Annotated in this window: 9 protein-coding genes; 3 read left to right on the plus strand and 6 right to left on the minus strand. The window is 49.6% G+C overall.

Going from position 1 to position 12743, the window contains the following annotated elements; all coding sequences use genetic code 11:
* Positions 1 to 572: 572 nt before the first annotated feature.
* Positions 573 to 983, plus strand: coding sequence for a nickel-responsive transcriptional regulator NikR (gene nikR / locus CX650_RS17330; protein WP_039035281.1), 411 nt, complete (start codon positions 573 to 575; stop codon positions 981 to 983).
* A 159-nt stretch (positions 984 to 1142) separates the two neighbouring features.
* Here the strand turns inward: nikR and lpxM are convergent, their stop codons facing one another.
* From lpxM to pheS, 4 genes are all read right to left on the minus strand, one after another.
* Entirely contained in the window at positions 1143 to 2096 is a 954-nt protein-coding gene (gene lpxM / locus CX650_RS17335) for a lauroyl-Kdo(2)-lipid IV(A) myristoyltransferase (RefSeq protein ID WP_101096528.1), read from the minus strand.
* Positions 2097 to 2242: 146 nt separating this feature from the next.
* On the minus strand, positions 2243 to 2539 hold the full coding sequence (gene ihfA / locus CX650_RS17340; RefSeq protein WP_025009628.1) for an integration host factor subunit alpha: 297 nt from the start codon (positions 2537 to 2539) through the stop codon (positions 2243 to 2245).
* 3 nt (positions 2540 to 2542) lie between these two features.
* The gene (gene pheT / locus CX650_RS17345) at positions 2543 to 4930 is read right to left on the minus strand and encodes a phenylalanine--tRNA ligase subunit beta (protein ID WP_101096529.1); all 2388 of its coding nucleotides are present in this window, start codon (positions 4928 to 4930) and stop codon (positions 2543 to 2545) included.
* Between the two features lie 15 nt (positions 4931 to 4945).
* Entirely contained in the window at positions 4946 to 5926 is a 981-nt protein-coding gene (gene pheS / locus CX650_RS17350) for a phenylalanine--tRNA ligase subunit alpha (RefSeq protein WP_039035284.1), read from the minus strand.
* Between the two features lie 365 nt (positions 5927 to 6291).
* On the opposite strand from pheS, the gene radD reads away from it, so the two are divergent.
* Complete coding sequence (gene radD, locus CX650_RS17355; protein WP_101096551.1) at positions 6292 to 8040, plus strand: DNA repair helicase RadD; 1749 nt, start codon at positions 6292 to 6294, stop codon at positions 8038 to 8040.
* Between the two features lie 50 nt (positions 8041 to 8090).
* On the plus strand, positions 8091 to 8348 hold the full coding sequence (locus tag CX650_RS17360) for a GrxA family glutaredoxin (protein WP_025009626.1): 258 nt from the start codon (positions 8091 to 8093) through the stop codon (positions 8346 to 8348).
* A 269-nt stretch (positions 8349 to 8617) separates the two neighbouring features.
* Here CX650_RS17360 and CX650_RS17365 read toward each other — a convergent pair whose 3' ends face one another.
* The gene (locus CX650_RS17365; protein ID WP_167388655.1) at positions 8618 to 10459 is read right to left on the minus strand and encodes a sensor histidine kinase; all 1842 of its coding nucleotides are present in this window, start codon (positions 10457 to 10459) and stop codon (positions 8618 to 8620) included.
* 110 nt (positions 10460 to 10569) lie between these two features.
* Positions 10570 to 12651: a putative bifunctional diguanylate cyclase/phosphodiesterase gene (locus CX650_RS17370; RefSeq protein ID WP_101096531.1), complete on the minus strand. Its 2082-nt coding sequence runs from the start codon at positions 12649 to 12651 to the stop codon at positions 10570 to 10572.
* Positions 12652 to 12743: the final 92 nt, after the last annotated feature.

The raw sequence follows: 12743 nt of genomic DNA on the forward strand, positions 1-12743 counted from the left end.
CCATGTTTTGATTGTGTCAGTTTTTCTGACCTTTGCGGCTTGGACCGGCAAATGGGTTTGCTCTTGGATTTGATATAAACAGATGAAAGCAACACCTGAAACTCCCGAACCTGGCTAAAATTTTTTAGACTTATTGACGGATATGATGGCGGTTCCGCGGCAAAGTAATACTAACTTGTATGTTGGTTTGCCAAGGAGAAGAGCGCAATTCAAGTTCAGTGCATAACCAGATCATTTGAGCCGAACCCTAACTATTCATATAAGCTAGGGATCCGGCCAATGGGTGCAGCAGGAAATGATCAAGCTCTCTTGATTGCTTAAATAGGCTTGTTTATTAAACGCCCACAAGGCATTTTCAGTGTTATGTTCGACCGGAACCTAACGCCACCCGCCGATATTACTTATTTATTTTTAGTAACACTACCCCGATTCCTTTCAGTGTAACAGCACAAAAAACCAACAAAGATAAAAAGTTTGCTATAGATCACACCCAATGAAAATGGAAAAGGACATTTTGTGGCAAAGCTTGTGTAAGCTCTACTAACCAATAGTGTTTTTCTGAAGAAACAGTCATGACAGATGAAACTCAACGTTTTACCGTATCCCTACCCCAATCACTGTTCGAAGAGATAGAAAATGATAGCCGCGAGCGAGGCTATCAATCACGTTCAGAATATATTCGCGATCTGTTTCGCGACAGGATAGTTGATAAGCAATGGAACAACAGCAAAGAGGATGTTGTAGGCGTACTGACCTTGGTTTTCGATCATCATCAGAGAGGTTTGTCGGAAAAGCTGATTGAAATCCAGCACAATCATCTAGTACACGTGCTCTGCAGTACCCATGTCCACATAGACCATCATAAGTGTTTGGAAACCATTATCCTCAAAGGTCAGGCTTTTGAAGTAAATAAGTTGGTCAATCAAATAGCGGTACTGAAAGGGGTTAATCTCGCGCGTTTAAGTCGTGCCGGAATTATCTGATATTGCATAGTGCCCACCATCAAGCACAAACCTGCCGGTATTGCACGCAAAGTCATTGCCATAAGCAGCTATCCCGCTATGGCAATGACCGCATGAGACACAAGTCTAAATACAAGTAATGATATTAAGTTCCTTGGTAATCCGAGCCTATGTTGATATTCAATAGATAGACGGCATACCTTCCGGGCGGGTACGCAGCACCTTAAGAAACCACATATATTGCTCGGGATAGGCGGTAATCACCTGCTCCACGGCCTTGTTTAATGCAATGGCTTCATTTTCCTTACCTTGCATCGACTCAGGGGCAATCGCCGGCATAACCGTCAAACGAAAACATCTGGCTTGGTCATCATAACCAATTTTCACCGGCATCACCTGGGCGTTACCTGCCTGTGCCAAGCGGCCAACCACTGGCAAGGTGGCCTTGACAGTCCCTAAAAATGGCGCAAATACGCTCTGCTCCGGCCCTAAGTCTTCATCCGGCAGATAGAAGAAACTGTTGCCCTGTTTCAGCTCAGCCAACAAGGCCCGGATCCCGGCTTCACGCATATAGATATTGCCGCCTTGCGAACTACGCATCCGGTTATTGAACCAGTTGAACAATTCATTCCGATGCGCTTTGGCCATAGACACCATGGGCAAGTCCAAATTGAGTCTTAGGCCGGCATACTCTATGCCCCAAACGTGAGGCATGATAAAGATAATCGGCTGCCCGGCTTCACGGGCAGCTACGATATGTTCTTCACCCTCAAGCAACACTCTTTTACGAATATAAACGCTTGGCATCAAAATCAGCTCAGATTGTGCCAGCAGTGTCATTACAAAAGCTTCGGTGTTGCGTTCCAGCAACTGCTCGATTTCCTGCTCACTCTTATCGGGGAAACAGGCTTTAAGGTTGGCTCTGGCTACACTTATCGGTTTATGAGCGACACGTTTGACCAAACGCGACAACCCACGGGCAATAGGATCTCTAATGAGAGCAGGCAAGAGACCAAACAGAACCAGTACGCCTATCGCCAACCAACTGCCCCAAAATCTGGGGTGCAGCAATGACCAACGGAAGCGCCTATCGAAGTATTTGCCTTTCTTAGGCTTGGAAGGTGTATTTGACAAGGTTTAACCCCTGGGTTTAATCCCAATGCAATGCCAAACCAGGCATTAAAAATGCGACACAGCAGGGTAGAAGCACTTTCTACAGACACAAACAGGGAAGCCACCCACAGGAGCGGCTTCCCTGTTCTAAATTACTGACCGAGCAGTTATTTGCCTTTGTTAGCGGCTTCTACGCGACTCTTCAGTTTCTGTCCCGGACGGAATGTCACCACCCGGCGGGCAGAAATTGGGATATCCTGACCTGTTTTGGGATTCCTTCCCGGTCTTTGATTCTTATCCCTAAGGTCAAAGTTGCCAAAGCCAGATAACTTGACCTGCTCACCATTTTCAAGCGCGGTTCGGATCTCTTCGAAAAACGCTTCAACCATCTCTTTTGCTACCCGCTTGTTAATACCAAGCGTTTCAAAAAGATGCTCTGCCATTTCGGCCTTGGTAAGTGCCATACTTTAATCCCTCAACGATGCGTTGAACTCAGACTTGAGTGCAGAAACCACTGTATCAACCATCTCAGCAATCTCTTTTTCCTCAAGTGTACGAGTGTTATCTTGTAACGTAAGTGCGATCGCCAGACTCTTTTTGCCCTGCTCTACACCTTTACCTCGGTATACATCGAACAAGTTTAAGCCAACCAACTGATTTTCGCCAACTTTTCTTATCAGCGTCATCACTTCACCTGCGGCGACTTCTTCATCAACCACTATGGCGATATCGCGGCGATTGGCTGGAAACTTAGACACAGCCTGGGCTTGCGGCAATTTAGCCTGCAGCAAAGCGTCCAATTCCAGCTCAAAAACTATGGTTTTGCCATTCAGCCCAAAAGGCTTCTCGAGGCTGGGATGGACTGCACCTATATAGCCTATGACCCGATCATTTCTCAATATTTCAGCACATTGCCCCGGATGCATAGCCGGATGCTGCGCTCCTTTAAAACTAAATTCAGCTTCGGAAACTGTCAAGCCAATAATGGCCTCTAAATCACCTTTAAGATCGAAGAAATCAACGGTTTTCGACTCCATGCTCCAGTGTTCATCGCTCTGGGGCCCGGCGATCACCGCGCCCAGCATGGTTTGTTGTCTTACGCCGGATTCTGCTTGTGCATCAGGAATAAAGCGTAAACCAGTCTCAAACAGGCGTACACGAGCCTGCTGACGGGCCTGGTTGTAACCCACGGCATTCAGCAATCCGGTGAACATGGACAGGCGCATGGCCGACATTTCACTGGAAATCGGGTTAGGCAAAACCATAGCGTCGCTATCAGGGTGAACCAGTTTTTGCAGCTTGGGATCCACAAAGCTGTATGTGACGGCCTCCTGGAAACCCCGTGCCACCAACAAAGCTCTGACCCGGCTCAATTTAAGATCCGACTCTTTATGATCTGTCATAGACAGACGCGCCAGCGGGGCTGTGTTCGGAATGTTGTTATAGCCGTAAATCCGGGCAACTTCTTCAATAAGATCTTCTTCAATTGCCATGTCAAAACGGTAAGTGGCGGTTTTCACCTGCCAGTCACTGCCCTGTTTTACAACCTGGAAGCCCAATCGGGTCAGAATTTGTTCAACATCTGTGTCATCGATATGATGTCCGAGCAGTTTATCCAGTTTGCTGCGGCGCAGTTTAATGTCGGCAGCCTTTGGCAGATGCGCTTCGCTCTTGGCTTCAACCACAGGACCGGCTTCGCCGCCACAGATATCCAGCACCAAGCGGGTGGCTCTGTCCATGGCTTTATGCTGCAGCTCTGGATCAACGCCGCGCTCAAAACGATGCGAAGAGTCGGTGTGCAGTCCAAGACGACGGGCCTTGCCCATGATAGCCAGCGGCGCGAAGAAAGCACACTCAAGCATGATATCGCGGGTTTGCTCGCTGACACCGGAAACCTCACCACCAAAGACACCAGCCAGGGCCAATGCCTGGCTGTTATCGGCAATCACCAGGGTATCGGCTGGCACAGTAATTTCGTTGCCATCGAGCAGAGTCAGTTTCTCTTCACCGTTACCCAGGCGTACCTTGATACTGCCGTCAATCTTGTCCAAATCGAAAGCATGCATCGGCTGGCCGAACTCAACCAACACATAGTTGGTAATATCCACGATAGGGTCTATAGAACGAATACCGCTACGGCGCAGCTTTTCCACCATCCAATCCGGCGTTTGTGCCTTGACATTGACATTACTGATAACCCGGCCCAAATATCTTGGGCAGGCTTCCGGGTTGGCGACCTCTATTTCAACTGTACGCTCACTACTGACACTGGCGGCTTCCCAACTTGGCTCGGTCACGTTCAGTCGGTTGAGCACGCCCACTTCGCGGGCCAGTCCCACCATACCCAGGCAATCGGCGCGATTAGCGGTAAGATCCACATCGATAATCACGTCATTGAGCTGCAGATATTCGCGAATATCTGTACCAATAGGCGCCTCCAGCGGCAGTTCAATGATGCCGTCGCTTTCAATATCTATGCCCAACTCGCCATAAGAGCACAGCATGCCGTGTGAAGCTTGTCCACGCAGCTTGGCTTTCTTGATCTTGAAGTCGCCAGGCAGCACAGCACCGACAACGGCCACAGCAACCTTGAGTCCCTGACGGCAGTTAGGAGCGCCGCAAACAATATCCAGCAGCTCTTCGCCACCGACATTGACCTTGGTAACCCGCAGCTTGTCGGCATCGGGGTGTTGACCACATTCAACCACCTCACCCACTACCACGCCGGAAAAGTCACCGGCTACGGCAATGACATCGTCCACTTCCAGGCCGGCCATGGTGATTTGATGAGTTAATTCGTCACGGCTAATCGCAGGGTTAACCCACTCACGAAGCCAGGATTCACTGAATTTCATAATACTAAAGCTCCGTTATTTGAATTGCTTGAGAAAACGCAGGTCGTTTTCGAAGAAGGCACGCAGGTCGTTGACACCATAGCGCAACATAGCCAGACGCTCGACCCCCATACCAAAAGCAAAACCGGAGTATTTATCAGGATCGACTCCCACACCGCGCAGCACATTCGGGTGAACCATGCCGCAGCCGAGCACTTCCAGCCAACCATTCTTGCCTTTTACATCCACTTCGGCAGACGGCTCGGTGAAGGGGAAGTATGAAGGACGGAAACGAATCTCCAAATCCTCTTCAAAGAAGTTACGTAGGAAGTCGTGCAAAATGCCTTTCAGCTCGGCAAAGTTTACATTCTCGTCCACCAGCAGGCCTTCCACCTGATGGAACATAGGCGTGTGGGTCATATCATAGTCATTACGATAGACTCGGCCGGGAGAGATGATTCGCAACGGCGGTTTTTCCACTTCCATGGTGCGAATTTGCACCCCTGAAGTCTGGGTACGCAACACTAACTTGGGATTGAAGTAGAAAGTATCGTGATCAGCCCGAGCTGGATGATGCTCAGGAATATTCAAGGCATCGAAGTTATGATAATCATCTTCGATTTCCGGCCCCTGTACGACACTAAAGCCCAACTCACCAAAAAAGCTTTCAATTCGTTCTATGGTACGGGTGACCGGATGTAAACCACCATTGTCCAGGCGACGTCCCGGCAGGGTGACATCGACTTTCTCTGTCTGGAGTTTCTGTTCCAACTCGGCGGCTTTCAGCCCTTCAATGCGCTGATTGAGGAACTGCTGTACCTTTTGCTTGGCTTCGTTGACCTTCTGGCCGAAGGCGGGCTTTTCTTGTGGACTCAGGGTCGCCATCAACTTCATCATGTCGGTGATCTTGCCCTTCTTGCCAAGATAATCGACGCGGATGTCATCGAGGATTTTCAGATCACTGGCCCCTTCGATGGCGGCTAAGGCCTGTTCTACGATCTCAGTTAACTGCTGCATCTTCTCTTCCAGTGCATGCCTGCCCGTAGGCGGCGATTTTGGTGTCTGTTTGAATTAAAACAGTAAAAGCGTGAAATTTTACGTTAGCCACGGGTCTTTGACCAGTGTCATGAGGCATTTTAGCAAATGAATTGCCTAGAAAAAGTGCTTTTTTTAACCATTGATGTCCTGAGGCGGATGAGTTGTGGTGTCCGAGGATAAAAAGTCGCCAACAAACCCGGAAAACCACAGAAGCCTGGCGCGTCTGTGATAAGCTCGCCCCACGGCCAACTCCTCTTCGCAAGCCAGTGTCCACAGATAGTAAAAAGCCAGCAGATCAGAAAGCGACGACAAAAACTCAGGCAGAAGATACCGCTAAGGTCGGCATTCGCCTACGTGATTATCAGCAGCAAGCCGTAGATGCTGCAGTACGTTATTTCCGCGCTCAGTCTGGCTCGGCTGTGATAGTGCTGCCCACGGGAGCCGGCAAGAGTTTGGTGATCGCTGAACTGGCCCGCATCGCCAAAGGCAAGATACTGGTACTGACCCATGTCAAAGAGCTGGTCGCCCAAAACGCCGAAAAAGTTGCTCTGTTGACCGATGAAGCCAGCATCTACTCGGCCGGTCTGAGGCAAAAGCTCACCCAAGGCAAAACCGTTGTCGCCAGCGTGCAATCCGCCGGGCGCAATCTGGAAGCCTTTGACAGCCACTACTCCCTGGTAGTCATAGACGAGTGCCACAGAGTGAGCCTTGAGCAAGACAGCCAGTATCAACAACTGCTTGAACACCTCAGATCCCACAACCCCAAACTTAAGCTGCTGGGATTGACGGCCACCCCTTATCGCCTTGGACTGGGATTTATCTATCGCCGCCACTATCACGGCCGAGTTGGTAATCCCGACCGAGGGATTTTCGATGACTGCATTTTCGAGTTGCCCTTAAGGCCCCTCATTAAGCAGGGCTATCTGACACCGCCCAGGCTTTACGATGGCCTGAGCGCTCAGTATGACTTCAGCAGCCTGCCGAGCAACGGCAATGGAGAATACGATGAGGCCAAGGTCGATGCCCTGCTCAGTCACAATGGCCGCGCGACCAAGGCCATTGTTAACCAGCTAAGACAACTGGCCAACACCCGCAAGGGAGTGATTATTTTTGCAGCCACAGTGCGTCACGCCGAAGAAGTGCTAACACTACTGGCTGACGAACAGGCAGCGCTCATCACAGCGACCACAGATATGCAGCAAAGGGATGCCATCATCCGCGCCTTTAAAGCCCAGGAACTTAAGTTTCTGGTCAATGTAGCCGTGCTCACAACCGGGTTTGATGCGCCCCATGTGGATCTTATTGCCATCATGCGGCCTACGGCATCTGTAAGCCTGTTTCAACAGATGGTTGGCCGCGGCCTGAGACTGGCCGAAGGCAAACAGGACTGTCTGGTCATAGATTATGCCGCCAGCGGCTTTGATCTCTTCTATCCCGAGGTTGGCACTCCCAAGCCAGCGGCAAACTCGGTGCCGGTGCAGGTTCCCTGCCCCGAGTGTGGTTTTGCCAATATCTTCTGGGGCAAGACGGATGAGGATGGTGACATCATCGAACACTTCGGCCGCCGCTGCCAGGGACTGTTGCAGGACAATAATCAATGCAATTATCGCTATCGCGCCAAATCATGCCCGGATTGCGGCGCCGAAAACGATATCGCTGCCAAGATTTGCCACCAGTGCCAATCGACCCTGGTCGACCCGGACAAACGCCTCAAAGAGGTGTTGTCAAAACAGCATCACCACCTGTTCAAAGTGCAGCAAATGTTGCTGCATGCCGAAGAGGGGCGTCTCAGAGTTCAGTATCTGGATTACGACGGCAATGACTTCAACCAGTATTTTAAAATGGAGACCAGTGCTCAACGCCGGGCACTGTTTGCTTGTTTTATCCACCCCCACAGTAAAACACCCGGGCTGAATCTGCCAAAATACAGCCAACCACAACAAGTTGTCGAAGATGCGGCGCGATTTCGGGCGCCGGACATGCTGCTGCTGAAAAAACAGGCGCGGCGCTGGGATTTATTGCAAACTTTCTTTGATTATCAAGGCAGGTTTCAAACCGAAAAATCATTCCTGGGATCAAGCAACTTAGCATAGGCCTTTAAGCTGTGGTATAACTGCTGCAAATCAAGTCCATGGGAGTCAATATGTTTGTAGTTATTTTCGGTCGTCCAGGTTGCCCATATTGTGTACGTGCAGTGCAACTTTCTGAGCAACTGGCAGAGAAGCGTGATGATTTCAAGTTTAAGTATGTCGATATACACGCCGAAGGTATCACCAAGGCCGATCTGGAAAAAACCGTAGGCAAGCCGGTTGAGACTGTGCCGCAGATCTTTGTCGACAAAGAGCACGTCGGCGGCTGCACTGAATTTGAAGCCTACGTCAGAGAAAACAACCTGCTTTAATCCAAGTTACACTTCCCAATCAAGGACGATACCTTTTATGCTCAAAAGCAAGGGTATCGTCCTGCATCCAACCTTTTCTGCCTCAATCGAACGACAACTTCAAAAGCAAACAGTTAAGCCGACCTACTGCGAGTAACTCCGTGATTATGTATGCCCGTTTCGTTACAGCGGGTGTTGTCAGTGTCTTTCTTGCCAAGGAGTAGATAGACAGCAATTTTGTTTTTAAAGCACTCTCAAGCGCCATAGAGCTCAGCATCTATGCGGTTTGTTCAGGAAGCCATATTCCCGGTAGCAGCCTTTTCCGATTTGCCATCGACCTGCTCAAGCGGCAACAGCAAAATCATCGAAGTACCTATACCATTGACTCCTCTTGAAACCCGCACGCTCCCCCCCAATACTTCAGTGGTCAAATGATGCACTATATGCAGGCCAAGCCCGGTGCCGCCGCTGTTGCGTTTGGTAGTATAAAAGGGGTCAAACACTCGCTGACGATCCTGATCTTCAATCCCGACACCATTATCCATCACACAGATCTCAACCTTATGCTGAAGTTTACGGGCGCAGATATGGATCTCTCCCCGCTCAGTATCTTCAAAAGCATGGATGAGTGCATTGTGCACCAGATTCTGAAGTACCTGCCCCAAAGGTCCAGGATAACTGTGCATATGGATATCCGAAGGAATATCAGTGGTCAGCTTATGATGACTGTGTTTCCACTGACCATGATTTAGCGCCAGAATGTCCGTCACCAACTCATGCAACCAAAAGGCTTGCCGGTCAGCATTAGCTCTGTCGGCAGCTACCTGACGAAACTGTTGAATAAGCAGTGCCGAGCGTTTGAGATTGCGTTCGGCCAGAGTCAAACCTTCCTCCTGGTATTGAATAAATTCCTCCAGTTGCGAGCGTTTGATAGTACCGTTGTGATAATCCCGCTTGAGTTCACCTAGCCTATCATTGAGTGCAGTAACACACAGCATTGCCGCACCAATAGGTGTATTGAGTTCGTGAGCTACCCCGGCCACCATCAACCCCAAGGATGATAATTTCTCGGTACGAACCAACTCCTGCTGCGATGTCTTCAACTGAGCCAACGTCATTGCCAGCGCCGCGTTACTTTGCTGTAACTCATGAGCCTTGTCTTCCAAACGCAGGTTGGAGCGCGCTAAAAACGCCCCCAGCAAAGTCATGCATAAAAAAACTACTGCACCAACACCGGCATAAAGCCGTTGTAGTCTGGCTTGAATGAGCAGTGGCTGTTCATCATGAGATAGGGCGTAAAGCATGGGGACCTTGCTGTCACCATTCAGTATTGGCGCCACACGGGAGAAAGTCCACATCCCGGTTTCATCGATGAACTGCCCCAGTGGTTCCTCTTGTATACGCCGCCAAACTTCAGGATGAATAACTGCCAGACGCTGTTCAGGAGAGTCGAACATAAAGCCCCACTCTCTGTGACCCAAAGTTGACAGCAACCAATAGCCTTCAGCGTTCAACAACATAGTCTTACCGGATTGGCGCAAACGTTCGAGTAAACCACTGCCATCCAGATTCAATAGTGCCAGCCCGAGTGCCTTGCCGTTGCTGTCCATTACCTTGGTAGCAGCACGTAAGGTAGGTCGATAGGGGATCTCTATTTTACCGGCTTCGATATTGAGATCAAAAGGAGAATAATAAACCGCCCCCGAAGCCAAGCGCTTGGCCTCAATGACATAATAACGCGATGATTTATCCTGTAATGCATCAGCAGCGACAACTCGCCTTTGATTATCTATATAGTCAACCCTCACCCGCTCAACGCCGGAATTTCCAATCCAGCGCACTTGCATATAGCTGGGATAGGCGCTGCTGAAGTCAACAAATAGACGCTGCAATAGTTCCAGCTGTTCAGTCTCACCGAGCCTGTTATCTGCTAATACCGATGCGGTCATCTGTGATAGTAAACTGACGTCCTGATGAACTCTGGTAAGTGTAGCGCTGAGTACCAGAGTATCTCTGTCTACCAACTCCTGCTGGGCATAACGCACCTGATCTATCTGCCATTGGGAGGCATAGTGATACATAAGCCAGCTACCCAGTGGCACCAGTAACCACCAGGGCAGCAAATAACTCACCCAAGTCAGCCAAGAATTTCGCCTTGTTCGTCCTGAAGATACGCCCTCAGAGTTCAGCGGTGCCATTAAAGCTTGTTCGGGCAACTCTATCGACATTAGCAAGATTCCATTCAGCGATTATTGAGCCACTGCAATAACTCATCCAATGGCATGGCCTTTCCATACAACCATCCTTGACCTATGTGGCAACCATGTTCTCTGAGCCAATTAGCCTGGCTGTGAGTCTCAACCCCTTCGGCAACAACCGAAATATTCAGTCGCCTTCCCAGTTCAATAATCATTGATGCCAGGAAGCGACTACGTTCATCTTCATCCAACCTGGCGACAAAAGTCATATCAATCTTCAGGTGATCGGCCGGCAGTTGCAGCAAATATTCGAGTGATGAAAGCCCGGTGCCGAAGTCATCTATCGCCACTGTGCCTCCCGAAGTTCGGTGACGCTGGAGAATATTGGCTACCTGTTGAAAAGACTGCATCATAGCGGTTTCAGTGACTTCCAAACACAGCCGGCTCGGCTCTACCCCGGCCAGACGACATTGTTGTTTGAGCCTCTCTAAAACATCCGGCTTATCCAGTTGCCGGGCTGAATAATTGACGCTGATAAGAATGTCGCTAAACCCTGCCAGATCCAGTGCATGCACAGCCTGACAGGACAAAGCAACCACTATGTCGCCTATCCCGTGAATGTAGGACGACTGTTCTGCCAGCGGAATAAAGGTGCCGGGTGGCACCATACCCTCTTCGGTCTGCCAGCGTAATAAAGCCTCAACCCCAACAACCTCACCAGTATTGAGGTCGATCTGTGGCTGATAATGCAACACAAACTCCTGACGTTGAATGGCGCTGTGTAAACGCTGCATCAACTTAAACCTGTGGGCGGCTTGATGTTCAAATTCAGGATCAAACGCCTGTATGCTTCCAGGGCCTCGAGACTTGGCATTCCTCAGCCCTGTTCCGGCTGTTCGTAATAACTCCGCGGGATCCTGCCCACGACTGATAGCCAAAGAGACTTCCGTCATGCAGGCGGTGAGAATATGGCGACTATTATCAATTTCAAAGGGCGCGCCAAACACCTCTTGGGCCCTGTCAATATTGACCTGTTCTTTATGGCCGATAATGGCAAACAGATCCGAGTGCAATCTTCCTATGACTATCGGTTGAGGAAATGCCTCCTGTAACCTTTGAGCCACAGCCTGTAATACCTGATTGCCAAATACACAGCCAAATAAATTGTTAAGCCCGGAAAAATGATCGAGATCCAATAGCAGCAGATTATGGGCATCAGCGCTGGACATAGCCTGCAACCTGGACAATTCACGCAGCAGGGCACTGCGGTTGGGAATTCTCAACAACTCATCCAGATACGCCACTTTATCGAGCCGGCTAATCAAGGCTACATTGCCAAAGCCTTTGGAAACATTGGCCGCAAAAACTTTAAGCAACTCCATCTCTGTATCATCCAGCGTGCGGTTGGTAGCCACATAGATGGCAAACTCAGCCAGTGCTGCCGATTTGGGGAAGAATAGCACCTGGCTTTCATCGGTACTGACAAAACGCTTTTCCCTGAGTGCCTGCTCAACCATGGATTGAATAGTCGGATCCGGCAATTCCCTCAATGCACGATTAATATACTGACGAAAGCGACCACTACAGGCTATGGTTAGGGGTTCGTAGATCTCCCGACCTGAGCTATCCACTGTGTGAGGGCCGCGATTAACACAAACCAAGCCTTCGTCGGCGACATTGATAAGATTAGCAATTTCACTCAAAGTAACCGAGGCTATTTGCGTAAGCGTTCTCAGCCCCAACAAACGATTGCTGGACTCCACAATGAGCTGCAAACCACGACGAGCAGAAGAAATAGTCTTGAGATGATGATAATTACGTACTGCACCTGTGAGTATATTGCGTATCCCACGGTTGGCGAGCTCTGACTTGAGCACATAATCAGACAAGTCATAGTCCTGCATCACAGATTCGACCGGAGCCATTCCTGGCTGGCCGGTCAAGAGTACAAAACGGGTATCGGATATTCCCAGCAAATCCCGCACGGCTTTGACTAACCTGAGACCGGCATCTTCGGTTTCCATCACGACATCAACCAACACCACAGCAAAGTCGGCATCTTTTCCCAATAAGCTGGATGCCTCTGCCATGCTGTAGGCTTGTATGAGTTCAAGGGGACGTCCCATTAATGTCTTTTATGGTAGTGTTCATAAATCTGTGTCATTTGAGTAATATACACCCAAAAGGATATTCAAATGACCAAACCTACATTCGACAT

This window comes from Shewanella indica (assembly GCF_002836975.1).
Taxonomy (GTDB): domain Bacteria; phylum Pseudomonadota; class Gammaproteobacteria; order Enterobacterales; family Shewanellaceae; genus Shewanella; species Shewanella indica.

What these genes read in the sequence shown, in the direction of transcription:
- CX650_RS17360 (WP_025009626.1), top strand. Translation starts at nt 8,091, where the DNA reads ATGTTTGTAGTTATTTTCGGTCGTCCAGGTTGCCCATATTGTGTACGT.
- pheT (WP_101096529.1), bottom strand. Translation starts at nt 4,930, where the DNA reads ATGAAATTCAGTGAATCCTGGCTTCGTGAGTGGGTTAACCCTGCGATT.
- nikR (WP_039035281.1), top strand. Translation starts at nt 573, where the DNA reads ATGACAGATGAAACTCAACGTTTTACCGTATCCCTACCCCAATCACTG.
- pheS (WP_039035284.1), bottom strand. Translation starts at nt 5,926, where the DNA reads ATGCAGCAGTTAACTGAGATCGTAGAACAGGCCTTAGCCGCCATCGAA.
- ihfA (WP_025009628.1), bottom strand. Translation starts at nt 2,539, where the DNA reads ATGGCACTTACCAAGGCCGAAATGGCAGAGCATCTTTTTGAAACGCTT.
- CX650_RS17370 (WP_101096531.1), bottom strand. Translation starts at nt 12,651, where the DNA reads ATGGGACGTCCCCTTGAACTCATACAAGCCTACAGCATGGCAGAGGCA.